Below are 25393 nucleotides of genomic sequence, written 5' to 3' on the forward strand. Positions count from 1 at the left end.
AGGGTTGCCCTTCACGGCGTGACGGTGCGCGGAACGGCGTCGAACATCACCACTGGACTGCCGGTAAACAGGCCCGTTTGGGTATCTGTAGGCTTGGTGGCGGCGATGATCATGTCCGCTTGCATGCCTGGGTTGGAGGGCACATCACCGGCAATTTCCTTGGACGTGCCGTCCAGCACGACACCGCCGATGGAGATGGTCAGCGGGATTGCCGAAGCACCGTTGTAGAGCGCTGCGGTACCGCCCTCGATGTAGGCATTGATGGAACCGTCAGTGTTTTTCAGGTCGTACGTCTGACGCAGGCTATTGAGTTCACCGGTCACCGTGTTGAAGACCATGGTTTCGTCGCGACCGAAGTTCGGATCGCGCGGCTGGGCATGAAACTGCTTGGTCGGAATTTCAGCCTTGATGTTGATAGTAGTGCTGGCGTCATCCTTGGCCAATGCAGCGGTCGAAGCAAAGACCAGAACAGCCAGCGGCGCGGAAACTGAAAACTTCTTGAACATGGTTAACTCCCTGTTACTTAAATGAGATAAAGCGTTGAAGGTTCTAACAAGTCGTGGACTTGAACATTGAACGCGGAGGCATGATCAACCAATTGAAACTTTAAGTAAGCAGGACGCTTCTGGCGAGCGCGTAGTCCTCAAGGCATATGGCGGGAAGAAAAATAACCAAAAAACCGCAATAACGCCGAGTGACCGTAAGAATAAGACTACCGACAGATTAGTTGTGTTTCCCATACAGAAACATGGGGTACGAGTTCAATATCCGGGACTCAATGAACATTAGGCGAAAACACTGTTTTAGAGAAGTAGCACTAATTTTCGAGGGGCAAATATATACATCCGGTTACTTCCATTCTTCCTCCGACGCATTGCGAACAATCGGACGCCGGCGAGGAACAATTTCCCACGCGCGGACCAGCAACGTCCTGCGCCGTTGGTCGAATCGCCTTGCTTGACGCCAAAGATATATCTTAAGTTGTATCTAAACACGTCAGGAGAATTGGAAAATGAGAGACCATCATTCCCACCACCGCGAACACGGTGACGGCCGCGACGGCTTCGAGAAACGCCCCGGACGCGAACGCGGCGGCCGTGGCCCACGGGTCTTCGCCCCGGGCGACCTGAAATTGCTGCTGCTGGCGCTGATCGCCGAACAGCCGTGCCACGGCTACGACTTGATCCGCCAGATCGAAGGTATGTTCGACGGCGCCTACAGCCCCAGCCCCGGCGTGATCTACCCGACGCTGACGTTTCTGGAAGAAAGCGAAATGATCAGCGGCGACGCCGAGGGCGGGAAAAAACGCTACAGCATCACCGACGCCGGGCGCTTGTCCTTGAGCGATCAGGCGATTGCCCTGGAAGGTGTGCGGATGCGCATCGACGTCAGCAAACGTTCATTGCGCGGGCATGATCGCCCGGCAGAAATTCACGAGGCGGTGCATAACCTGCGCCACGCCTTGCAACTGCATCACGGGCGCTGGAGCGCCGAAGAAATCGTGCGTGTCGCGACCCTGCTCAACAACACCGCCAAAGCCATTGTCGACGGCCCCGCCGTTCAAGCCGCACAGGAGAAACCCGAATGACTGCCGTTGATACCCAGACCATTCACCGCGTGATGCATGAAATCAAACGTCGTCGGCTGGAGGTGCTGCGGGTGGTGGACCTGACGCCGCGCATGCGCCGCATCACGGTCGGCGGGCCGGAATTGGCGGGGTTCGTCAGCCTCGGCACGGATGATCACGTCAAACTGCTGTTCCCGCAGAACGCGGCGCAAACGGCCGCCCTGGAAACCCTGGTGCTTGGCGCCGGCAAGTCCGATCAGCCGATGCCGCCGATGCGCGATTACACGCCGCGTCGTTATGACCTCGACGCGCTGGAGCTGGACATCGATTTCGTCCTGCACGGCGACGGCCCTGCCTCGACCTGGGCGGAACAGGCGCAACCGGGGCAATCGCTGCACATCGCCGGGCCACGCGGCTCGATGATCGTGCCGGATATTTTTGACAGCTATCTGCTGATCGGCGATGAAACCTCCCTGCCCGCTATCGCCCGCCGCCTCGAAGGCCTGGCGGCCAATCGCCGCGCGCTGGTGATCATTGAAGTCGAGAACGGCGCTGAACAGCAGGCTCTGCCGAGCCCGGCGCAGGTCAATGTGATTTGGGTATTGCGCGACGGCGGCACCAACAATCTGCTGAACGCGGTGAAGCAACTGCAAGTGCCGAGCGGCGATTTGTACGCGTGGGTGGCGACGGAAACCAAGGTGTCGCGGCAGATTCGCCGGGTGCTGCTGGATGAGCATGGGCTGAATGAGCAGTTCGTCAAAGCCGCCGGTTACTGGCGCGCCGAAGGCAGCGACGAGGAGTAACCCGCTTCAATCCACATCCCCTCGACGCCGAGCCCCTGTAGGAGCGAGGCTTGCCCGCGAAGGCGGTGTGTCAGTCGACAACTTTACTGACTGACACAGCGCTTTCGCGGGCAAGCCTCGCTCCTACAGGTCTGCGGTGTTATCGGATCGGTTTTCGCCAGCGATCGAGCCCGATTACCAGCAGCGCCATCAGCACAAACCCCGCCAAAATCCCCCCGGCATTGATAAACACCTGTGGATAACCCAGCGTCGGCACGTCAATGAACGGATACGGGTAAGCGCTCAGCACGTGCCCGCGCAGCAGCGCGAAAGCAAAATAGACCAGCGGATAAATCACCCACAGCGCGATGTGGCGCAGGCGCAAAGTGCCTTTGGGCACGCAGCACCACCAATAGATCAGGAACAGCAGCGGCATGATGTCGTGGAGCAATTCGTCGGCGATCAATTGCCAACCTTCGGGATGCCACAAATGCCGCAGCAATACGCTGTAGGCAATGCCGACCACGGCGATGCTGACCGCCACGCCGCTGCTCACCGACGGTTGCAGAAACCAGCGCCGCGCCGCCGATTCGCGCGTGGTCAGTGCATAGCTCAGCACCACTGCGACCAGCGTGTTGGTGACCACGGTAAAAAAACTGAAAAACGCCATCAGCCCGCCGAGCAGGCTGGCGCCGATGCTCCAGCGTGAGCCGAGAATCAGGTACAGCTGAATGCTCAAGCCGGCCCAACCGAGCACGGCCGCCACGGCGATACACCGACGCCTTGCGGCAGAACCCGGCGTCGATAAGGCACGCATAGTCAGAGGGGACGCTTGGTGCGCATCAGTTTGACGTACAGGCGCTCGACTTTCTCCCGCGCCCACGGGGTTTTGCGCAGGAAGGTCAGGCTCGACTTGATGCTCGGATCGCTCTTGAAGCAACGAATGTCGATGCGCTCGGCCAGCCCCGCCCACTCGTAGTGTGCGACCAGGGCGTTGAGGATTTGCTCCAGCGTCACGCCGTGCAGCGGGTTGTTGTCGTTGTGTTCGGTCATGCCGGGCCTTTGCGCGAAGAAAGTTTGAAGAAGCCGCGCACCTTAGCCGAGGCCTTCGCCGGGTGGAAGCGCTCCGTTAACTGTAGGCCATCCCGACCACCAACCGTGGGAGCAAAGCTTGCTCGCGAAGACGTTCGCACCGGCAATATCTTCATTGACTGACGCACCGCCCCCCACTGTAGGAGCAGAGCTTGCTCGCGAAGACGTCCGCACCGGCAATATCTTCATTGACTGACACACCGCTTTCGCGAGCAAGCTCTGCTCCTACAGGCGTTCGCACGGATAACATCGTCGTCGACTGACCCACCGCCCCCCACTGTAGGAGCAGAGCTTGCTCGCGAAGGCGTCCGCATCGGCAACATCGTCGTCGACTGACCCACCGCTTTCGCGAGCAAGCTCTGCTCCTACAGGCGTTTGCACCGGCAACATCTTCGTCGACTGACCCACCGCCATCGCGAGCAAGCTCGGCTCCCACAGGCGGTCGCACCGGCAACATCGTCGTCGACTGACCCACCGCCATCGCGAGCAAGCTCTGCTCCTACAGGGTCGATGAATGTCGTGCGACGCGCGGTCGCAGGCGACTGTTACCGAATCCGAAATGATCCATGTCAGGAAAAGCGCTTTCTCTATTTGTAACAGGACATTATCCTTGCGCCCGTCAAGCTGAATCGCTTCTGCTGCCCGCGACATACTGCCGCTTCAGTTCACCCCCCTGAAAAAGATCAAGAACGACTTACCCATGCCTGATTTTCCTACTCTGCGAGACAGCGCTGTCCGCATGCCTGTTGCCCAGCGAAAAGCCCTGAACCTGATCGGCGGCCTCAGCGCCTTCGGCCTCGCCACCTGCGTTCACGCCGCCCCGGCCTTCGACAGCGAGTCGCCGTGGATGCTCGGCGACTGGAACGGCACGCGCACCGAACTCGCGGAAAAAGGCTACGACTTCAAAGTCGATTACACCGGCGAAATGGGCAGCAACCTGCACGGCGGTTATGACCACGACCGCACGGCGCGCTACAGCGACCAGTTCGGCCTCGGCACGCATCTGGACTTGCAGAAGATCCTCGGTTGGGACGATGCCGAATTTCAGCTGACCGTCACCGAACGCAGCGGCAACAACATCAGCAACGACCGGATCAACGATCCACGGGTCGGCGGTTTCACCTCGGCCCAGGAAGTCTGGGGCCGTGGCCAGACCTGGCGCCTGACGCAGATGTGGTATCAGCAGAAATTCTTCGACCAGAAGCTCGACATCAAGGTCGGCCGCTTTGGCGAGGGCGAAGACTTCAACAGCTTCCCCTGCGACTTCCAGAACCTGGCGTTCTGCGGCTCGCAGGTCGGCAACTGGGTCGGCGGCATCTGGTACAACTGGCCGGTCAGCCAATGGGCGATGCGCGTCAAATATCACCTGACGCCAGAGCTGTATGCGCAGGTCGGCGCGTATGAGCAGAACCCGTCGAACCTTGATCGCAACAACGGCTTCAAGCTCAGCGGCAGCGGCACTCAAGGCGCGATCCTGCCGGTCGAGCTGGTGTGGACGCCGAAGTTCAACGGCCTGCCGGGCGAGTACCGCGCCGGTTATTACTACAGCAACGCGAACGCCACCGACGCCTACAAGGATCGCAACGGCCAGCCTGCGGCCCTGAGCGGCGAAGCCTATCGCAGCGCGTCGAGCAAGCACGGCGTGTGGCTGGGCGTGCAGCAGCAGATCACCAGCCGCGCCAGCGACAATTCCCGTGGTTTGAGTGTGTTCGCCAACGGCACGATGCACGACAAGAAGACCAACGCCATCGACAACTATGTCCAGGCCGGCGTCGTCTACAAAGGCTTGTTCGATGCACGCGCCAAGGACGACATCGGTTTTGCCATGGCGCGGGTTCACGTCAACCCGGCCTATCGCAAGAACGCCGAGGCGATCAATCAGGCGCGCGCGGTTTATGACTACGACGACGCGACGTTCGTGCCGCCGCAAGACACCGAATACAGCGCCGAGCTTTATTACGGTGTGCACGTGACCAACTGGCTGACCGTGCGCCCGAACCTGCAATACATCCGCCACCCGGGTGGCGTGGACAAGGTCGATGACGCGCTGATTGGCGGGATCAAGATCACCACTTCGTTCTGAGGCTGCTGCCAACCCGGTAGGAGCGAGGCTTGCCCGCGAAGAGGCCATTACATTCAACGTTGATGTTGACTGACACGCCGCCTTCGCGGGCAAGCCTCGCTCCTACTGGAGACTGCGCAGGTACTCAGTTGTTAACTGAACACTTTTTAACTGAACACTTTTTAACTGAACCATGCCCACGCCGGATCGTCATCTACAGTGAACTTGCGCGGGACTACTTAAAACGTCACGGAGAACCACACTATGAGCACTGATGGTGCTTTGAGTCGAAGCCGCCTGCTACCGAGCCTGCTCGGTATCCTGCTTCTGCTAATGGGCCTGGCCATGCTGGCCGGGGGTATCAAGCTGAGCATGCTCGGCGGCTCGCTGTATTACCTGCTGGCCGGTATCGGCCTGGCGCTGAGCGGCATTTTGCTGATCATGGCTCGCCGTGCGGCACTGGGCCTGTACGCGCTGGTGCTGTTCGCCAGTACCGTTTGGGCATTGTGGGAAGTCGGCCTCGACTGGTGGCAATTGGTGCCGCGTCTGGCGCTGTTGTTTGCCCTGGGCATCGTCATGCTGCTGCCGTGGTTCCGCCGTCCGCTGTTGCGCACCGGCGCTGCGCCGATGGGCACTGGCGCGCTGAGCGTGGCCGTGGTGCTCGCGGGCGCCGCTGCACTGGCCAGCCAGTTCACCAACCCGGGTGAAACCAAAGGTCAACTGGATCGCGACAGCGTTCCGGGCATGACCAACACGGCCCCGGCGATGCCGGACGGTGACTGGAATTCCTACGGTCGCAGCGCGCACGGCGATCGTTATTCGCCACTGGCGCAGATCACCCCGCAGAACGCCCACAAGCTGGTCCCAGCCTGGACGTACCGCACCGGTGACATCCCTGGCCCTAACGATCCGGGCGAAACCACCGCCGAAAACACCCCGCTGAAAGTCAACGGCATGCTCTACGTCTGCACGCCGCACAGCCAGGTGATCGCGCTGGACCCGGACACCGGCAAGGAAATCTGGCGTTTCGATCCGAAGCTCTCCACGCAAAACGCGGCGAACTTCAAGGGTTGGGCACACATGACTTGCCGTGGCGTGTCGTATCACGATGACGCCGTCTACGCTTCCGAGCAGAGCCCGACCGGCACTGCGAGCACCGCGCCAGTCAGCGCCGTGTGCCCACGCCGGATCTTCCTGCCAACCGCCGACACTCGCCTGATCGCACTCGACGCCGACACCGGCAAAATGTGTGAAGACTTCGGCGACAAGGGCCAGGTTGACCTGCGCGCCAACATCGGCAGCTTCGCCGCCGGCGGTTACTACTCCACCTCGCCTCCAGCCGTCACCAAAGACCTGGTAGTGATTGGCGGTCACGTCACCGATAACGTCTCCACCGACGAGCCTAGCGGCGTGATCCGCGCGTTCGACGTGCACACCGGCAAACTGGTGTGGAACTGGGACAGCGGCAACCCGGACGACACCACGCCGATTGCCGAAGGCCAGACCTACACTCGCAACTCGCCGAACATGTGGTCCATGTTCGCCGTCGACGAAAAACTCGGCATGCTCTACCTGCCGATGGGCAACCAGACTCCGGACCAGTTCGGCGGTGCGCGCACCCCTGAATCGGAACTGCATGCCGCCGGCCTGACCGCCCTCGACATCGCTACCGGTCAAGTCAAATGGCACTTCCAGTTCACCCACCATGACCTGTGGGACATGGACGTCGGTGGCCAGCCAACCCTGATGGACCTGAAAACCGCTGACGGCGTCAAGCCAGCGGTACTTGCGTCCACCAAGCAAGGCAGCATCTACGTGCTGGACCGTACCAACGGCCAAGCGATCGTGCCGATCAACGAAGTGCCGGTGCCACAAGGCGCTGTCGAAGGTGATCACACTTCGCCGACCCAACCGAAATCCGACCTCAACCTGATGCCGCCGCCGCTGCAAGAGCGCGACATGTGGGGCGTGACCCCGTTCGACCAACTGATCTGCCGGATCGACTTCAAATCCATGCGCTACGACGGCCCGTTCACGCCGCCATCGCTGCAGGGTTCGATTGTTTATCCAGGCAACTTCGGCGTGTTCGACTGGGGCGGTATCTCGGTTGACCCGGTCCGTCAGATCGCTTTCGTGAACCCGAGCTACATGGCGTTCAAATCGAAAATGATCCCGGCCGCCGAAATCGCCGCGCAAGGCCCGCGTAAAAGCGAAACCGAAGGCGTGCAGCCAAACAAAGGCGCGCCGTACGGCGTAGTCCTCGAAGCCCTGCTCTCGCCAATGGGCCTGCCGTGCCAGGCGCCGGCCTGGGGTTACGTGGCGGCGGTCGACCTGACCACCAGCAAAACCATCTGGAAACACAAAAACGGCACCGTGCGCGACAGCTCGCCGGTTCCAATCCCGCTGAGCATGGGCGTCCCAAGCCTGGGCGGCACGTTCACCACTGCCGGTGGCGTCGCCTTCCTGAGCGGCACCCTCGACCAGTACCTGCGCGCCTACGACGTCAAAAACGGCAAGCAACTGTGGGAAGGCCGCCTGCCAGCAGGCGCCCAAACCACACCGATGACCTACACCGGCAAGGACGGCAAGCAATACGTGCTCGTTGTTGCGGGCGGTCACGGGTCGCTGGGCACCAAGCAGGGTGACTATGTGATGGCGTACAAACTGTCCGAGTAAGGTTTAGCGGCGGTTAATCGAAAGGCGACTCCTGTGAGGGGGTCGCCTTTTTTTATGTGTCACTACCTGCACGATGATTAGTTGGCGTTAGCCAGTTGATAATCGATAGATAGCTGGGCCTCATGGAGTGTCGCAAAGAAACCACTGACACCCCACGCATAAGCAATCTGAAAACGTTGACCGCCATCATATTCGTAAATGGTAAATCCTTTGTACACGGTGGATTTGGGCTCGCTCATATCGAATCTCCTTATCAGATCTGGAAACGACGCTGGGTAAGTCAGCCCCTTAAAGGTTAATGCTCTCGGTAACCCCGTCTACTGTAAGAACTAACAGTTGCTCAAGAATCTAACGAGATAAAATCTGCGCCTTATATTCGAGTTGGCATCGAACGTCTTCCGGATGCAGAGTTGGAACCCGAATCGAGGAACCTTGCTCGCCAAAGCCGAGACCGCCACGCGATGAAAAAGAGATGAAACAACTTCCCCCTACACCACCCGGTAATAACCGAAGGCTCGACCTGAGCATGCTCACCGGCAAAATCACCTTCAATGACCTGTCGCGCCTGACCGACCAGCCCCTGCCCAGTCAGATCGACTCGCTCAAGGAAGACCTGCTGCAAGTCGAATACGGCGAGCATTTGCTGCTGGATGTCGGCTGGTATCCCGAGTTCGATGAAGAGGGAGCCTTTCAGGTGGTGGTGATCGAGGATCGGGATTGGGAAACTCCGTTATGGATTAAACCGGCGCATACCTTGGCAGAACTGTCTGAGCAGATTATTGAAGCTCAGCGTGAGTTGCAGCGCCTGCTCCCGTGATGGAGGCGGCTTACATTCGGAGTGGATGTCGACTGAATTACCGCTTTCGCTTTTGATCTTGAAAATCAAAGTCAAAAGATCGCAGCCTTCGGCAGCTCCTACAGGACGGATCGCGTAAATCGAGGCGGGTGCGATTCGCGCATAAATCTGTCAAAACCCTGAACACACCCCCTGAAATATCCACAGCCATTGAAACCACCCCCCACCTGCCCCATCTAAGACCCATACTCCATTGCGCAGGTGCCCCATGAGCGACCAGCAAGAATTCCCCGAAGACCCCACCGAATTCAGCGAAACAGACCACATCGAACACCACTCCACCGGCAAAGGCCTCGCCCTGCCTGGCCAGAACCTGCCGGACAAGGTTTACATCATCCCGATCCACAATCGCCCGTTCTTCCCGGCCCAAGTGCTGCCGGTGATCGTTAATGAAGAACCGTGGGCGGAAACCCTCGACCTCGTCAGCAAATCCGATCACCACTCCCTGGCCCTGTTCTACATGGACACGCCCCAGGAAGATCCGCGCCATTTCGATACGGGCGCGTTGCCGGAATACGGCACCCTGGTCAAAGTGCACCACGCCAGTCGCGAAAACGGCAAACTGCAATTCGTCGCCCAAGGCCTGACCCGCGTCCGCATCAAAACCTGGCTCAAACACCATCGCCCGCCGTACCTCGTCGAAGTCGAATACCCGCACCAGCCGACCGAGCCGACCGACGAGGTCAAGGCCTACGGCATGGCGCTGATCAACGCGATCAAGGAACTGCTGCCGCTCAACCCGCTGTACAGCGAAGAGCTGAAAAACTACCTCAACCGCTTCAGCCCCAACGATCCGTCGCCGCTGACCGACTTCGCCGCCGCGCTGACCTCCGCCACCGGCAGCGAACTGCAAGAAGTGCTCGACTGCGTGCCGATGCTCAAGCGCATGGAAAAAGTCCTGCCGATGCTGCGCAAGGAAGTCGAAGTCGCGCGCCTGCAGAAAGAAATCTCCGCCGAAGTGAACCGCAAGATCGGCGAGCACCAGCGCGAGTTCTTCCTCAAGGAACAACTCAAAGTCATCCAGCAAGAACTCGGCTTGACCAAGGATGATCGCAGCGCCGACATCGAACAGTTCCAGCAACGCCTAGAAAGCAAGAAACTGCCCGCGCAGGCGCAGAAACGCATCGAAGAGGAAATGAACAAGCTGTCGATCCTCGAGACCGGATCGCCGGAGTATGCGGTCACGCGCAACTACCTCGACTGGGCGACCTCGGTGCCGTGGGGCGTTTACGGCGACGACAAACTCGACCTCAAGCACGCGCGCAAAGTGCTCGACAAACACCACGCCGGCCTCGACGACATCAAGGACCGGATCCTCGAATTCCTCGCGGTCGGTGCTTATAAAGGTGAGATCAGCGGTTCCATCGTGCTGCTGGTCGGCCCGCCAGGCGTGGGCAAGACCAGCGTCGGCAAATCCATCGCCGAATCGCTGGGCCGGCCGTTCTACCGCTTCAGCCTCGGCGGTATGCGCGACGAAGCCGAGATCAAGGGCCATCGCCGCACCTACATCGGCGCGCAGCCGGGCAAACTGGTGCAGGCGTTGAAAGACGTCGAAGTGATGAACCCGGTGATCATGCTCGACGAAATCGACAAGATGGGCCAAAGCTACCAGGGCGACCCGGCCTCTGCGCTGCTGGAAACCCTCGACCCTGAGCAGAACGTCGAATTCCTCGACCACTACCTCGACCTGCGCATGGACCTGTCGAAAGTCCTGTTCATCTGCACCGCCAACACCCTCGATTCGATTCCCGGCCCGTTGCTCGACCGCATGGAAGTGATTCGTCTGTCGGGTTACATCACCGAAGAAAAAATCGCCATCGCCAAGCGTCACCTGTGGCCGAAACAGCTTGAGAAGGCCGGCGTGTCGAAAGGCAGCCTAAGCATCAGCGACAGCGCGTTGAAAGCCTTGATCGACGGTTATGCCCGCGAAGCCGGGGTGCGCCACCTGGAAAAAGAGCTGGGCAAACTGGTGCGCAAAGCCGTGGTCAAGTTGATCGACGAGCCAAAAGCGGTGATCAAGATCGGCCCGAAAGACCTCGAAGCGTCACTCGGCCATCCGGTGTTTCGCAACGAACAAGTGCTGTCCGGCACCGGCGTCATCACCGGGCTGGCGTGGACCAGCATGGGCGGCGCGACGTTGCCGATTGAAGCGACGCGGATTCACACGCTCAACCGTGGCTTCAAACTCACCGGGCAACTGGGCGACGTGATGAAAGAGTCGGCGGAAATCGCCTACAGCTACGTCAGTTCGAACCTGAAGTCGTTTGGCGGTGACCCGAAATTCTTCGACGAAGCCTTCGTCCACTTGCACGTTCCGGAAGGCGCGACCCCGAAAGACGGCCCGAGCGCCGGCGTGACCATGGCCAGCGCCCTGCTCTCGCTCGCACGTAATCAGGCGCCGAAAAAAGGCATCGCCATGACCGGCGAGCTGACGCTGACCGGGCATGTGCTGCCGATTGGCGGGGTGCGCGAAAAAGTCATCGCGGCGCGGCGGCAGAAGATTTTCGAATTGATCCTGCCGGAGCCGAACCGTGGCAGTTTCGAAGAATTGCCGGACTACCTGAAAGAAGGCATCACCGTGCACTTCGCCAAGCGCTTTGCGGACGTGGCGAAGATCTTGTTCTGATCCTGATACGCCCCACAAGAAATGGCCAAATTAAAACTTGGCCATTTTTTATTTCAGTGACGAAATATAGGCACATTTGGTTGAACCTATAGCAAAACGGCCTATTCAACTGTTAGTTCTGACAGTAGACGCTCACCCCACCAAGCCTTCCAATAAGCATCGACTCTTCTTATCAGTGCCAGGCAGAAAAAAAATGAGCAACTTCGCTGTTTCTACCTATCGCGCCACTCAGTTCGCCAACATTACAGGTGAATTCAACGCCAGTTTTCCTCGCAAGGACGACTCCGGAGTAACAAAACGCCGGGCGAATTTTCATACTCAACAAGTAGAGTACGTGTCGGACGGCAAGGAGTTCATGGTAACGGCTATTGCGGAGCGCGGAGGCCGCCACAGCGAGCGGCGAATTTCCTTGCATCTTAGCGGCGACATCACTTCCGGCACCTATTCCTTCAACAAAGACGATACGAGCGGGCCGATCATTCAGTTGGCTTACTCTGAAATGCAAAATATCGGAAACCAGCATTTTCTCGTGCCATTCGAAACAACAGAGGGAACGCTTGAGCTGGAAGTATCGGAGAATTTCGAATACTACACCGCCAGACGCCTGAACTTTACCGCTGCCTCTAGAACAGGACTCAAGCTGGAGGTTGAAGCCGATTTTGAAGTTTGGCTGGCAGTCATTCTCATTGGTTGAGTCATCCTCGCTCTTTGTCTCAACTTCAGCTTTGCTCGACGCTCGTCGTGAATACCTGAATTTCTCACCTGCGGGCGCCAGCTCGCTCCCCCTTAACCACCTATGAGATTGATTGTTCATGGACACGAATATCAACGGCAAAATAAGCTTCAACACGAACCATCGAGTCCCGTTCGAATCAACGGACTTATTCATTCATACGCTGTTTGACCCGCAAGACTACTCGCTGACGTTTTATGTCAACCAAGGACAACCCTACAGCGAGAGGCATGTTTCATTTTCTCTTCTTGGCAACATTGCCAGCGGAACATACCCGCTCCAACAGGGTTCGGCATTCTCCTCCGCCGGTTACACGGAGCATACTTATGACGGGACAAAGCGACGGCCTAATCAATACACCATCACATCAGGTGCCTTGAGGATCAAGGTGACAGGCGCGGGAACACCAAAGCGCACTTATGAAGTTGAAGAGTTCACCATTGTGGCGAAGTCCGGGCTCGGCACCGCCACTCGGGAGTTGAAGGGTAACTTCACGTTTTATATTGAAGGGATGAATTAAGCCGCCCGGAGAGTTATGGCATACCTGCATCACCGCTGTGGCAGAAAACCAAACGCGGCGATGCGGCAATCCGGCTCGCCGCCCATCCCTGACTGACTGTCACACTTTGTCTCATCTTCAGTTATGCTCGCCGTTCGTCGTGAATGCCGGAGCCTCTGACCTTATGTCCCCCACCCGCCTGTTTGTTCCCCTCGCTGCCGCGCTGATGGCAGTCGCTTTGCTGGCCGGTTGCGCCTCGCAGACCAGCCAGAACGTGACCGTGGAAAAACAAAGCGAATGCCCGGCGAAACTGCACAACGGGCAAAACCTGATCGTGATGCTGCCGAGCAACCCGACCACGGGTTATCGCTGGTCGATCCAGGATTCCGCCGGTGGCGTGTTGCGCGCATTGAGCCCCGAGGTCTACAGCAATCCGGAAGACGCCGGCATCGTCGGCAGCGCCGGGGTTTCGACCTGGCGTTTCCAGTCGTTCGCCAGCGGCACCGGCCGTTTGCGCCTGACGTACTCACAACCGTGGGCTCCCGAAGTGCCAGCGGTGCAAACCTTCGACTGCGCCATTTCGGTTAACTGATCGTGGGTTGGCTGATCCTCGCGCTGATGGGCGCGGTGACTTTTCTCTACGGTTTGAGCGTGCACGCCGCGCTGCTTTGCCTGCTGGTCAAGCCATTGCCGGTGCTGGCCCTGCTCGGTTGGCTGCACGACGCGCCGCCCACCGAATATCGGCGCTGGATCAGCCTCGGGTTGATTTTCTCGCTGCTCGGCGACGTGCTGCTGGCATGGCCGGGGGATCTGTTTGTGTTTGGGCTCGGGGCGTTTCTGGTCGCGCATCTGGCGTACCTCAAAGCCTACTTGAGCGATTGCCGGCGCCTGGCACTCCTGCCGCTGATCATCGCCCTCGGCGTCGGTGCGCTGCTGCTCGGCATTCTCATATCGAACGGCCTCGGCCCCTTGCTGGTGCCAGTGATTGTCTACGCCATGGCGATCAGCGCGATGCTCTGGCGCGCCCTCGCCCGGCTCGGCACCGACGTGCCGAAACGCTCTGCGCTGCTGGCGGCGGCGGGCGCGCTGGCGTTCGTCTTCTCCGACAGCGTGATCGGCATCAACCGCTTCGTCACGCCGTTCCAAGCCGCGCCGTACGTCATCATCCTCAGTTACTGGTTGGGCCAGTGGGGCATCGCCGCCTCGGCATTCTCGAAAAGACTGCCACGCGATACCGGCGACATTGGCTGAAACAGCAACCCTCCTGACGACATTTGCAACTGGTATTTCTGACAGTAGCGGCCTTGAAGCCACCACCCTATCCTCCCGGTAATGGCGAATACCGTTATCAGGGAGATGTTCTGTGCAAATCGCTTCAGAAGACCAGGAAAGGGAAGCGGCGGGCCGCTGGCTGATGACGACCAGCACCGGCGAAAGCTTTTCGACGTCCAGATTGATCATCAGTGAAACCAACTGGCTGAAACTCGAGTGCCGCGCCTGGGAAGAACGCCTTCCCGGCGACACCACCGTGTGCAGTGTCCTGCTGAAGAAGGACGGCGCGCAGTTGCCGGCAAACGGCTTTCACCCTTATCCCAATGACTATCTGTTGCTGGGATACGCAGGACTCAGAAACTACACATTCTTTCGGACCCGACCACTGACGGGCTCGGTTTATCTCAACCTGGATCCGCACAGCAACGTGTATTCCGCCACGTTCGATGTCGATTTCGAATTGGACGATGTCGAGGATGCGGCTCCCGAAGTCTTCAAGGTTGAGTGTGCGTTTACCCTGCGAGCCTGTCAGATCTGACAGTACCCATGAACCTTCACGCAGCCTAGTATCCGGCGTGGCACTCAAGCCACACTGATTTCTACAGGGAAGGTACTCATGAATATCTTTAACGAAGCGCCAGTCACACGCAGTGTCTCCGTCAGCGCCGAATTTACTGCCGTCGTTTCCGACCGTGTGCCCTTTTTCAGCCAAGCTGTCCAATTCGACGCCGACCCCAACAGTTCACTGATTTCTTTTATCGCCTGCGCCAACGCCGAAGAAATCTCCGGGGCATCGAAAAAAGGCTTCAGCCTGGTCTTCGACAAAAACATCAAATCCGATACCTACCAGGTCGGCGATGCCAACTTTCCGTTTAATACCGTCGACTACTTCGAGACCGCCGCGCTCCCGGGCCTGATCACCTCGTTGCAGTACAAACCGAAGAGCGGCTCGTTCTCGGTCAAGTCGATCGAGAGCAGCGAGAGCAAACTGCATTACACACTGAGTTACGACTTCAAAGGCGTTAACGCGAGAAACGAAGAATTAAAAATCGTCGGCAAAGCGACCCTGATCGTATTGCTGCGCCCACTGTAAAAATCAGCTGTGAATGGCCAGATCTGGTTTCGGGTTTAGCCATTCCGCCATTTTGACCCTTGCAATACGCTGTCCGCCGCTCTCGCGCCACGAGTACCCCCAATCGACTTTCCCCACGGTTTATCAGACAACCCGCGCATCCCCCGGGCAATTTGGCTAAAATGCCGGCCTTTTCCACCTATGCCGCTGGAACTGCCGTGAGCAAAGAACCCGATCGCCTATTCGCCCAGCCTTTGGCCCAGGTGCCTGACTTCGCCTTCAACGAGGACGTGGTGCGGGTGTTCCCGGACATGATCAAGCGCTCGGTGCCGGGTTACCCGACCATCGTTGAAAACCTCGGCGTGCTCGCCGCGCAATTCGCCCAGCCGAACAGCGTGCTCTACGACCTCGGCTCGTCGCTGGGGGCGGTGACTCAGGCGTTGCGCCGGCATGTGCGCACCGACGGTTGCCGGGTGATCGCTGTGGATAACTCGGCGGCGATGGTCGAGCGCTGCCGCGAATACCTTAATGGTCAGGACTCGATGTTCCAGGAGTTGCTGCCGGTCGAGGTAATCGAAGGTGACATTCTGGCCCTCGACTTTCAGCCGGCCTCGGTAGTGGCGCTGAACTTTACTTTGCAATTCATCGCCCCGGAGCAGCGCACCGCGTTGCTCAGCCGCATCCGCCAATCGCTGTTGCCGGGCGGCGCGCTGATTCTGTCGGAGAAGCTGCGTTTCAATGATCTGGAAGAGCATGCGCTGCTCACCGATTTGCACGTCGCGTTCAAACGCGCCAACGGCTACAGCGAGCTGGAAATCGCCCAGAAACGCAGCGCCATCGAAAACGTCATGAAGCCCGACAGCCTCGAAGAACACCGCGAACGCCTGTTGGCCGCCGGGTTCTCGAAAGTCGTGCCGTGGTTCCAGTGTCTTAACTTTGCCTCGTTGATTGCCTTGCCATGATTGATCTGTCCCCCCTCGCCCGCCGTCTGGCCGGCACGCCGCTGGCCGATTGGGCCAACACGTTGCAGGCGCAACTCGACAAGAAAATGGAAAAGGGTCACGGCGATCTGGAGCGCTGGCAAAGCGCGCTGGACGCGTTGCCGAAGATTCAGCCGAGCGAAGTCGATCTGCTCAACGGTCTGACGCTCGATACCGATTGCGACGATGCCACCCGCGCGCAAATGCGCACGGCGCTGATGGGGCTGTCGCCGTGGCGCAAGGGGCCGTTCGACCTGTTCGGCGTGCACGTCGACACCGAATGGCGCTCGGACTGGAAGTGGTCGCGGGTCGCGCCGCATCTGGACTTGCAGGGCAAACGCATCCTCGATGTCGGCTGCGGCAATGGCTATTACATGTGGCGCATGCTCGGCGCCGGCGCTGACAGCGTGATCGGCGTCGATCCGAACTGGTTGTTCTTCTGCCAGTTTCAGGCGGTTCAGCGTTACCTGTCAGAACCGAATGCCTGGCATCTGCCGTTCCCGTTCGAAGATCTGCCACCGAATATGGAAGGCTTCGATACGGTGTTTTCGATGGGCGTGTTCTATCACCGTCGCTCACCGATCGAGCATTTGCTGGCGCTCAAGGATTGCCTGGTCAAGGGCGGCGAACTGGTGCTGGAGACATTGGTGATTGCCGGCGATCAGCAGCAAGTGCTGGTGCCGGAAGACCGTTATGCGCAGATGCGCAACGTGTGGTTCCTGCCGTCGGTGCCGGCGCTGGAATTGTGGCTGCGCCGCGCCGGATTCAGTGACGTGCGCTGCGTGGATGTGAGCACGACGACGGTCGAGGAACAGCGCGGGACGGAATGGATGAAGTATCAGTCGCTGAGCGATTTTCTTGATCCGGACGATCACAGCAAAACCGTCGAAGGACTGCCGGCGCCGATGCGTGCCGTCATCGTTGCCCGCAAATAAACCCCGATCTCCCAGTCACCAAAAAACCTGTGGGAGTGAGCCTGCTCGCGATAGGGACCTTTCAGCCAACAAAGATGTTGAAGGTTGGTCCGCTATCGCGAGCAGGCTCACTCCCACAGTAATTCGGTGTTTACTCTGCGGGTTTAGCCCTTCGGGCCTTGAAGAATTCGCTCAGCACCGCCCCACACTCTTCTGCCAATACCCCGCCTTCGAACACCACCCGATGATTCAAAAAGCTTTGGGTAAAGAACTGCCCCTGGCTCTGCACGATCCCGGCTTTTGGCTCCAGCGCGCCGTACACCACCCGCGCAATCCGCGAGTGCACGATCAGCCCGGCGCACATGCTGCACGGTTCGAGTGTCACGTAGAGCGTGCTGCCCGGCAGGCGATAGTTGCTGGCAGCGGTGGCGGCGGCGCGGATCGCGACCATTTCGGCGTGGGCGCTGGGGTCGCTGCCGCTGATCGGGCAATTGAAGCCGCGCCCGATGATCTCGCCGTTTTGCACCAACACCGCGCCGACCGGCACTTCGCCGAGGGCCGCTCCTTGAGCGGCGAGCGCCAGGGCTTCGCGCATGAAATCGCGGTCACGGCTGCGGTCGATAATCGCCGCGGGACGAATCTGCCGCATCACGCCACCTCGATGGCGGCCATCAGGCCGGTTTCCATGTGGTCGATCACATGGCAGTGGAACATCCAGACGCCGGGGTTATCCGCCACCAACGCCACTTGCGCGCGCTCGTTTTTGCCCAACAGATAGGTGTCGGTGAAGTACGGAATGACCTTGTGCCGATTCGACGCGATGACTTTGAAACTCATGCCGTGCAGGTGAATCGGGTGCTGGTATTGCGTCATGTTTTTCAATTCGAAAATGTAGCTTTTGCCCTTTTCGAGCTTGGCAATCGGGCGGTCGGCGCAGGTCTTGTCAGTGATGTCCCAAGCCTTGCCGTTGATCTGCCACAGGCTCGGCGGCTTGCCGTTGTCAACGTTGACCGAGACCGAGCCGACCCATTCGAAATTGAAGTTGAGTTTCTCGGCATTCGCCAGGTCCGGCTCGGACACCGGATTGGCCGGCAGCGCCGGTGGCCACTGGGTCGGCGCGTCATTGTTGGCCACCGAACGCAGGGTGCCCAGTCGCACCGGGCCGTTGCGCAACGACAATTCTTCACCGGCCGCCGGGGCCCTGATCGCCAGACAAATGCGCATGCCCGGGCCGAGCCAGTATTCCTTGCCCAGCGGGCGCGGTGTGATCGGGTTGCCGTCCAGCGCGTAGATCTGCGCTTCGACGCCGGGAATGTTCAGACGATAGGTCAGGGTGTTGTCGAGGTTGAGCACGCGCACGCGAGTGATCTGCCCGGCGGGCAAATCGATCACCGGCACCGGCACACCGTTGATGGTCGACAGCCGCCCGGCGGTGCCGCCGCGCGCCGCTTCACGGGGGATGCTGAACGCGACGAACGCGCCCTCTTCATCGACGTGCCAGCTCTTCAGGCTCAGGGTTTTTTCGTACTGGAAACCGGTGGGCTCGCGCTCCTCGACGATCAACGGACCGACGAGGCCGCGCCCGAGTTCTTCGCTGCTGTTGACGTGCGGGTGATACCAATAGCTGCCGGCGTCGGGCACGCGGAATTGGTAGTCGAAGTATTCGCCCGGCAGCACTGGGAGCTGCGAGACGTAGGGCACGCCGTCCATTTCCAGCGGCAGGCGAATGCCGTGCCAGTGGATGGTGGTCGCGACCGGCAGGTGATTGATGAAACGCACCCGCAGCCATTCACCCTGACGCACACGCAACTCGGTGCCCGGCGCCGACGGGCCGAACGCCCAGGCTTGGGTTGTGTGCCCGGCGACCAGTTCGACGTCGAGCGGCGCGGCGATCAGTTCATAGTCGTGGCCGGCCTCTGCGTCGGCCATCTTGCCCAGCCAATAACGCGACGCACCACCGGCCCCCACGCCAACCACCACAAGACCGGCCAGACCACCGAGTATTTGTCGACGGGTAAAGGACATGAACTCAACTACCTCACGTATCAGCGACAGACCTGGGGCCTGCAAAAGGCGAATACGATACACCTGCGGTTGAGAAACAGTAAAATTTAAATCATTTCGCCTCACCTACAGTGGAAGGCAAGTCCATTCTTCCAAAACCACATTCAAGAAGCAGAAACCATGTTACGAAGCCACATACCCGAGCCCAATTCGACTCACACTTGTACCAATTCGCTGGATATAATTTAAAGCATATTCGTATCGTAATTTGGCAACAACCTGGACTTCTCTCGTATCACTTTTTATCTTTAAATCGTCAAGCTCTAATTGAAGCTCTAATAAATTCAGCTTACCGCTTTCTATCACACCGCCACGCTGAGCAATAAATGCACGCCACTCTACTTTTTGAATTGCAGGATTGTTTGAATCTTCTTTTGGAGACTTCAAACCCAAACCTAGTATTTTCCCTTCAAACTCCACATAACAATAAGAGCCACTATTAATGTGTCGATCCGTTAATTCGGCCAAATTGGTCACCGCATGAAGCCTTATCGCAGTGAAGGGTCTTAAGCTCACATCAGCACCACTTTTGAAAGCTATAGTACTTTGACCAGGTTGTAGGTCGCACGCAGGTGTGGCACAAACCCACCAAGTCTCGTCGAGCTTAAAAACGTGTCCACTATCCAGCTGATCGAAACTGATGGAATCAGAAGTTTCAGTTCTCGATGGAAGACAACATATATAACGATTATATTGACTTATTGCAGCTCTCTTATCACTTTCATTATTAAGATCCACCCCATAATGAGTCTTAAAAACAAACCCAGCGGACTCATCAACGTCATAAATCCTCTGACCGAAATTAGCAACGCTATCTTCTACCAAAAAAGAAAGCATTTCGGACTGACGTGAAACGTGATTTTTTAGCTTATGACGCCGTATAATATTGACTTGCTCAACTGGAAGATCGGAAGCTCCGGAATTAAGTATCAAGTCATAAAACTTAGCAAAGGCATGCGTCTGCTTTAAGGATTGATCTTCAATTTCCACTCCCATTTGGCTCACTTCATCTCGGTACTTAGCTGAAAGCAACCGCGATGGTGTAGGTTTCCAGTCGACAATCGCACTCTCAAGCATCGCCAATAAGTTTTCCGGACCCTTTTTAACAAAACAAACGAAACCTCTAGCAGCCCGCAACCACTTGGAATCATCAGAAATTTTCCAAACCAATCCGAGAGGTGGTTTATTTGTAAAATCATTCTGATAACGCTTTTCGAAAGCCCGTATTGCCCAATAAAAAAAGCACCTCTTGTCTTTCAAAGACAACTCTAGCCCGCTACCCCATTCACTAAGCTCAATAAAAGGCGGGGAAGACTTCATATATTTTCCGAGAGCTAAGTTAAAGGCCTTCTCCGACTTTCTTAATTCTAGATACGAGGCCATGTCGACTTTGTCCAATACCGCCCCTCGATCAAAATCTCCAGAATCTTCTTTCTCAGAAATTAAATCTTCCAACTTATCAAGTTGTACCATGCACTCTTCTGAAAAACTTGACGACGCACTATTCATCAGTGAAATCAGGCACTGATGCATAGTCGCTTCGAGATCTTCACTTGTATGAATAACAACTAAATTAAAATGACGATTATCTAAAACTGATGCGAGTATCTTACGAGCCATATCTCCACCAAGCCCAGCCTCCGCACCTTCTAAATTATAGTCCAATATGAGCAAATCTGACTGATGCAGATGACTGGCTAACTCACGAGGAGTTTCATTGCCAGCAGACTCGCTTGTTGGGTGTTCCGAAACACCATCATGAATATCGATGATGAACCCGGGCTTTTGAGTTCGAAACTCATTTATCAACCCATAAACTTCACCGGCAACAGCTGAATTGACCCATGTCTTCTTAGATGACTTAACCTCAATGCCGACGGAGTGTTGGTCACCGGTAACTCTGGAGTTAAAAATCTCTTCCCATGTAGGATACTGATCATCAACAATAAGAACGGAGCGAAGAGGTTTAATAAACGCTTCACGAACCAAATCGTTAAAAGTCATTACTTCAGCCAAAGTCAGCCCCTCTCAAGTTGATTACGAAATTTGCACCGCTCAACGGTTGAAATTTTTTATCCACCGCGTACTCGATCGAATGGCCACCTGCAAGGAGATTAACTCTACAGAGATAAAGACCAATACCCCTACCACCGCTAGTTTTACGTGTAAAAAACATCTTAAATAGACTTTCTTGATCTACCGGATTAATACCGGGACCATTATCAGAAACAATAATTCTTTTATCTTCAACCGAAAGATAAACTTCTGACTCACACGTTTGCGAACTAACCAACCAGTAAACACTATTATTTACCAGATTTACAAAAACCGGATACAAACGGGAAGGCTGTTCATAAATAAAAAAATCGCGAAAAGCTTTTGACGCGTGTATTTTTACTTCTCGATTTCTCATCACAGATCTAAAAAAACCGACAAGATATTCCTCAATTTCCTTGCCTGAAATTTGCCTACGCACACGATTGCCTGAGACTTTCAAAGGAGAAAGAAACTCGAGCTGCTGACTCAGAGCATCAAACCCTTCAATGACTAGGCTTGTGCCTGGTGGTTCTCCGGATTGCCGTATTTGTCGAATCCCCTCTCTTATCATTCGCTCATTAGCACTTAACTCGTGCCCCAAAATTTCCACAGTCACACCAAGTTGAGCAACTTGGTTTAAGCGATTTAGATCATCACGCAATGCAATATTATCGGCAGTGCCTTGTCGAGCAATCAGTTCTATATTGATATTCTCACTCATTAACTCCAGAGCATCTAAGTAAGATTCAAAGGTCCCTGCGTTTTCCGAATCTAACCTCGCATACAGGGACTTCATTTGCTCCAACGCATCATCAAGCCCTAATCGACCCTCACGAACCTGAGTGACTAGAGGCATGGTCTCATGGTGAAAAATTTTATTCCGCTCTTCAAAAAGTTTCGAAACACGACCTCTTTCAGCGTTCTGCATATCATCTATAGACTTTCGCCAAAAGCGCAATCTAGCCTGTAAACGACTCGCATGGCTGTTTAGTTGTTTCTGTGCAATTTCTTCAGGTCTAGCGGGCTTAACCTCTTCAATCGCGGTAGCTCGATTTTGCTCTAAGGTTCGAATACGATCCTGTACCTCAGCATACATAGATCTGAAAGCGCGGTAATCGTCCTCCGCGGCCCCAAGTTTCGCCGGCGCACCAGAAATCCGTAAATCTAATAAACGATTGCTAAGATCACTAATTAACGCTTGCGCATCTTCAAGTCCTCGCTCATCGCTGATTAGCGTCTCGTCAACAACATTCTTTGTTTCATTGAAAAATAGATCCATCAACGGATAGTTCTTCTTCAATCTCGCGCGAAATTTTTTAGCATTGTTTTTCGCAAGCTCTTTACGCTGCTCTTCAGCTTTTTCCCTTTCATTTTGTGCTTGAATATCAGGAAGCAATACTTTCCTCAAGTGAGAACTGCTTCCGAAATACTCGTAGGCGGCGCGTTTAAGAATATTTTTCACGACTTCCCGTAACACCTTTGTTGCACGATTATCGATAAAACCTTCACGCCCGGCTTTATCACGCAGGTTAGGATTTAATTCCCTTGAAATCGCAATCCGACCAAACATACGCCTTGCATTCCAATATTCGCGACCTGCGTTGATACTTCTTTGCTTCTCAATTTCAAAAAAATCGTTTACCTCACGCCCGTACGGTAAAACTCGCAATCCGTTGCGGAAAATTAAAAAACCACTATGTTGCTTAGCAAGTCCGTCGAAACGAGTGAAATCTGCATCTGACAGAGTGGAATTAACACGCATTTGTTCAAAGGTCGCAATATGCAGACTGAAGGGGCCAATGAATGTAGTTGGTCCCTTGGGTATGGCAAGATCTTTTGGCGGATATATTTCGTAATCCGATCCAAGTTTTCTCCATTCGCCAAATGCCTTCACTTGCCCTCGAAAAACTCCTTCCTCATCGATGTTCCCTGATAGAACGTGTTCCATTTCGTCTGTAACGCCGCGATTTAACGACTCTCGCTCGTCCTCGACGATAGGCAGAGAAATATCATTCACCCAAGTTTTAACTTCGTAAGCGAAATCAGGATCAAATGCATTAAACTCACTAGTTCCCACTTCGACATAAGGGTCAGTAAATGCAGAAAGAGTCGCGAAAAATCCTTGCCGAATAATCTTAACATTGGCATCTAGCTGAATTGAGGGTAACTGCGCCCTGAGGTCATAATTTATGTCAGATACAACCAAGGCGGTTCCGTGCTCTTTCTCCCCACTCCAAACAGACCACGGGTGAAAATGTCGTTCTTCGAAGCGCGCATTTATTATAGTTCTTGCGATAAGCTCAGATGGTTTCTCTGCAGTTATGTCGGACTCAATTATGACCTTATCATAAGTTTCCCAAGCCAATTTCAACCGGTCGGCGCGCTTTGCGTCAGCAGTACTACCCCACACATTATCGGTTAGACGATCAAACAACTGCGGAAGCAACTTGAAAAGCTCTGATCTATCAGAAAACTGAGTAACTGGAATTTCTATATCTGACAAAACCAGATACGGATTCTCGAATATCCGCCAGTCGATAAGCGCCGCGACAAAGCCGCTATTTTTTCTTTTACTAACTATTAGAAGTAGAGGACCGATATTTGCTGATGATAAGCGGCCAATACCTTTTTGCCCCTGTTTCGTTCTCCTTGCTAACCCGTCGCGATCATCTTCATCTGAAGTATTTTTATTATATTTTGAGTCTGTACCCACCACAAGCCAACGATTTATGAAGTCCTCATAATTCATCCCGTGCCCGTCATCGAAAATGGCAGCTACTGGCTCTGGATCATCGAAAATGTGAAGCGCTACGTTTCGGGCGTAAGCATCATAAGCGTTTTTCCACAACTCTGAAATAGCAGTTGGGCAGTCAGCTATTTGCTCACGCCCCAAATGATCAACTGTTCTAGCATGAGTCCGAAAGGCAAGTGTCTCAATCATAAGATCTCAACTTCTTCTTTTTGAAATCGCGGATGGTCGTACAATTGCTCTGGTCCGACATCATTATCCATCAAGTTATTCTTGAGATATTGAATCAGATACTTTCCAAGCTCAACTGGAACAGCATTACCAATTTGCCGGCTGGCTGCAGTTATTCCCCCTGCAAAGGTAAAACTATCAGGAAATGTCTGTATTCTAGCTGCTTCACGCAAAGTGATCCCATGGTGTTTTGTCGGATGAACAAATCTACCTTTAGAGGGATTAATACATGCAGTTGTCATAGTTGGGGCGGGGTCAGCGGGATTGATTCGCCCATACACATCTTGATGCCCGTTGTGTTTTTCGTGACATGGCAAAATACGTCCAGAGTCTCGACGACTTCCACCATTGAGCGGCGTTTTGCGAAACGTTTCTAAGAGATCTGGCCCATGATTCATATGAATGTCATTTTCATCAGTTTTCAATGCTGGTCTGAATACATCCTTGCAACCTAGCCAGACTTTCTGATCTCCTACGTCCTTTCCTGGCGCTGCATGCGTAGGTGTTGGAGGCCATTTAAAATCTTCGGCATCTACTGAGTCTCTAATCCCTAAAATGAACACTCGCTTCCTTCTCTGCGGCACACCAAAATCTCTAGCGTCTAAAACAACTGGTTTGAAGACTATATAACCCGCTTTGACGCCTTCTTTATAGAATTTTTCTAGATAATCCTTGTGTCGATCCCAAAGTATGCCCGGGACATTTTCCATAAGAAAAACGCGCGGACGAAACGCTTTCACAAATCGAAAATAAGCAAGAACCAACTGATTCCGTGGATCATTGACACCTGCATCAAGTATACGATGTGTCGAAAATCCTTGACAAGGAGGCCCTCCTAAAAGGAGATCGCACTCAACATCACCAAGATATTTTGAGCGAACGTCCTCAGGTATATAATCCAAGATACTTTCATCTAACACAGTTGCATTTTTTGCAGCATCATATTGAAGCAGATTCGCTTTGTAAGTTTTTACTGCATAAGGGTCATTTTCAATAGCAATAGCGATTGAACAACCGGCTTGTACAGCTGCTAGCGAAAAACCACCGGCTCCCGAAAATAAATCGACAACAATGGGCTTCGGCTCACTATAAATTTTATTCATTCGAATTCTGAGTGCTCAATTGAGGCTACCCTGTCAATAAATCAGCTTGGTAAACTTTTTTTTAATAATCCAGAAACA

At 55.3% G+C, this 25393-nt stretch carries 23 protein-coding genes; 14 read left to right on the plus strand and 9 right to left on the minus strand.

Features of this window, described 5'->3' with window-relative positions:
• Positions 1–11: 11 nt before the first annotated feature.
• On the minus strand, positions 12–506 hold the full coding sequence (locus BI292_RS10575) for a CS1 type fimbrial major subunit (RefSeq protein ID WP_101207848.1): 495 nt from the start codon (positions 504–506) through the stop codon (positions 12–14).
• Between the two features lie 506 nt (positions 507–1012).
• Between BI292_RS10575 and BI292_RS10580 the strand changes: the two genes are divergently transcribed.
• Positions 1013–1588 carry a PadR family transcriptional regulator gene (locus BI292_RS10580; protein ID WP_092278535.1) on the plus strand — a complete coding sequence of 192 codons (576 nt, stop codon included), beginning with the start codon at positions 1013–1015 and terminating at the stop codon, positions 1586–1588.
• Positions 1585–2370 carry a siderophore-interacting protein gene (locus tag BI292_RS10585; RefSeq protein WP_101207849.1) on the plus strand — a complete coding sequence of 262 codons (786 nt, stop codon included), beginning with the start codon at positions 1585–1587 and terminating at the stop codon, positions 2368–2370. Before BI292_RS10580 ends, BI292_RS10585 begins: the two co-directional genes overlap by 4 nt.
• A 139-nt stretch (positions 2371–2509) precedes the next feature.
• Here BI292_RS10585 and BI292_RS10590 read toward each other — a convergent pair whose 3' ends face one another.
• On the minus strand, positions 2510–3166 hold the full coding sequence (locus BI292_RS10590) for a Pr6Pr family membrane protein (protein WP_101207850.1): 657 nt from the start codon (positions 3164–3166) through the stop codon (positions 2510–2512).
• Positions 3167–3168: 2 nt separating this feature from the next.
• Complete coding sequence (locus tag BI292_RS10595) at positions 3169–3402, minus strand: VF530 family DNA-binding protein (RefSeq protein WP_101207851.1); 234 nt, start codon at positions 3400–3402, stop codon at positions 3169–3171.
• Between the two features lie 739 nt (positions 3403–4141).
• On the opposite strand from BI292_RS10595, the gene BI292_RS10600 reads away from it, so the two are divergent.
• Positions 4142–5524, plus strand: coding sequence for a carbohydrate porin (locus BI292_RS10600; protein ID WP_101207852.1), 1383 nt, complete (start codon positions 4142–4144; stop codon positions 5522–5524).
• A gap of 243 nt (positions 5525–5767) precedes the next feature.
• Positions 5768–8179, plus strand: coding sequence for a glucose/quinate/shikimate family membrane-bound PQQ-dependent dehydrogenase (locus BI292_RS10610; protein ID WP_101207853.1), 2412 nt, complete (start codon positions 5768–5770; stop codon positions 8177–8179).
• A 77-nt stretch (positions 8180–8256) separates the two neighbouring features.
• Here the strand turns inward: BI292_RS10610 and BI292_RS28770 are convergent, their stop codons facing one another.
• The gene (locus BI292_RS28770) at positions 8257–8418 is read right to left on the minus strand and encodes a hypothetical protein (RefSeq protein ID WP_157831246.1); all 162 of its coding nucleotides are present in this window, start codon (positions 8416–8418) and stop codon (positions 8257–8259) included.
• 233 nt (positions 8419–8651) lie between these two features.
• On the opposite strand from BI292_RS28770, the gene BI292_RS10615 reads away from it, so the two are divergent.
• The 10 genes from BI292_RS10615 to cmoB all read left to right on the plus strand — a co-directional run bounded on the left by BI292_RS10615 (position 8652) and on the right by cmoB (position 17152).
• Positions 8652–8996, plus strand: coding sequence for a hypothetical protein (locus BI292_RS10615; RefSeq protein WP_157831247.1), 345 nt, complete (start codon positions 8652–8654; stop codon positions 8994–8996).
• 247 nt (positions 8997–9243) lie between these two features.
• Positions 9244–11661, plus strand: coding sequence for an endopeptidase La (gene lon, locus BI292_RS10620; RefSeq protein WP_092278521.1), 2418 nt, complete (start codon positions 9244–9246; stop codon positions 11659–11661).
• Positions 11662–11854: 193 nt separating this feature from the next.
• A complete protein-coding gene (locus BI292_RS10625; protein ID WP_101207855.1) occupies positions 11855–12355 on the plus strand; it encodes a hypothetical protein in 501 nt (166 codons plus the stop codon).
• Positions 12356–12473: 118 nt separating this feature from the next.
• The gene (locus BI292_RS10630; RefSeq protein ID WP_101207856.1) at positions 12474–12914 is read left to right on the plus strand and encodes a hypothetical protein; all 441 of its coding nucleotides are present in this window, start codon (positions 12474–12476) and stop codon (positions 12912–12914) included.
• Between the two features lie 163 nt (positions 12915–13077).
• Positions 13078–13485, plus strand: coding sequence for a protease inhibitor I42 family protein (locus BI292_RS10635; protein WP_092278515.1), 408 nt, complete (start codon positions 13078–13080; stop codon positions 13483–13485).
• Between the two features lie 2 nt (positions 13486–13487).
• Entirely contained in the window at positions 13488–14144 is a 657-nt protein-coding gene (locus tag BI292_RS10640; RefSeq protein ID WP_178076564.1) for a lysoplasmalogenase, read from the plus strand.
• 112 nt (positions 14145–14256) lie between these two features.
• Positions 14257–14703 carry a hypothetical protein gene (locus BI292_RS10645; RefSeq protein ID WP_101207858.1) on the plus strand — a complete coding sequence of 149 codons (447 nt, stop codon included), beginning with the start codon at positions 14257–14259 and terminating at the stop codon, positions 14701–14703.
• Positions 14704–14781: 78 nt separating this feature from the next.
• Complete coding sequence (locus BI292_RS10650) at positions 14782–15258, plus strand: hypothetical protein (RefSeq protein ID WP_101207859.1); 477 nt, start codon at positions 14782–14784, stop codon at positions 15256–15258.
• Between the two features lie 161 nt (positions 15259–15419).
• On the plus strand, positions 15420–16199 hold the full coding sequence (gene cmoA / locus BI292_RS10655; protein WP_178076565.1) for a carboxy-S-adenosyl-L-methionine synthase CmoA: 780 nt from the start codon (positions 15420–15422) through the stop codon (positions 16197–16199).
• Positions 16196–17152, plus strand: a complete 957-nt coding sequence (gene cmoB / locus BI292_RS10660; RefSeq protein WP_092278507.1) for a tRNA 5-methoxyuridine(34)/uridine 5-oxyacetic acid(34) synthase CmoB — start codon at positions 16196–16198, stop codon at positions 17150–17152. Before cmoA ends, cmoB begins: the two co-directional genes overlap by 4 nt.
• Positions 17153–17282: 130 nt before the next feature.
• Here the strand turns inward: cmoB and tadA are convergent, their stop codons facing one another.
• The 5 genes from tadA to BI292_RS10685 all read right to left on the minus strand — a co-directional run bounded on the left by tadA (position 17283) and on the right by BI292_RS10685 (position 25315).
• Positions 17283–17780 (minus strand): tRNA adenosine(34) deaminase TadA, encoded by a 498-nt coding sequence (gene tadA, locus BI292_RS10665; RefSeq protein ID WP_101207860.1) that lies wholly within the window; start codon positions 17778–17780, stop codon positions 17283–17285.
• Positions 17780–19156 (minus strand): multicopper oxidase family protein, encoded by a 1377-nt coding sequence (locus BI292_RS10670; RefSeq protein ID WP_101207861.1) that lies wholly within the window; start codon positions 19154–19156, stop codon positions 17780–17782. Before BI292_RS10670 ends, tadA begins: the two co-directional genes overlap by 1 nt.
• A 162-nt stretch (positions 19157–19318) precedes the next feature.
• Positions 19319–21211 (minus strand): response regulator receiver domain, encoded by a 1893-nt coding sequence (locus tag BI292_RS10675; protein WP_157831248.1) that lies wholly within the window; start codon positions 21209–21211, stop codon positions 19319–19321.
• Positions 21204–24173, minus strand: a complete 2970-nt coding sequence (locus BI292_RS10680) for an ATP-binding protein (protein ID WP_101207863.1) — start codon at positions 24171–24173, stop codon at positions 21204–21206. The genes BI292_RS10675 and BI292_RS10680 overlap by 8 nt, the downstream gene beginning before the upstream one ends.
• Positions 24170–25315 (minus strand): DNA cytosine methyltransferase, encoded by a 1146-nt coding sequence (locus BI292_RS10685; protein ID WP_101207864.1) that lies wholly within the window; start codon positions 25313–25315, stop codon positions 24170–24172. Before BI292_RS10685 ends, BI292_RS10680 begins: the two co-directional genes overlap by 4 nt.
• Between the last annotated feature and the right edge of the window lie 78 nt (positions 25316–25393).

This window comes from Pseudomonas sp. 43NM1 (assembly GCF_002836905.1).
GTDB classification, from domain to species: domain Bacteria; phylum Pseudomonadota; class Gammaproteobacteria; order Pseudomonadales; family Pseudomonadaceae; genus Aquipseudomonas; species Aquipseudomonas prosekii.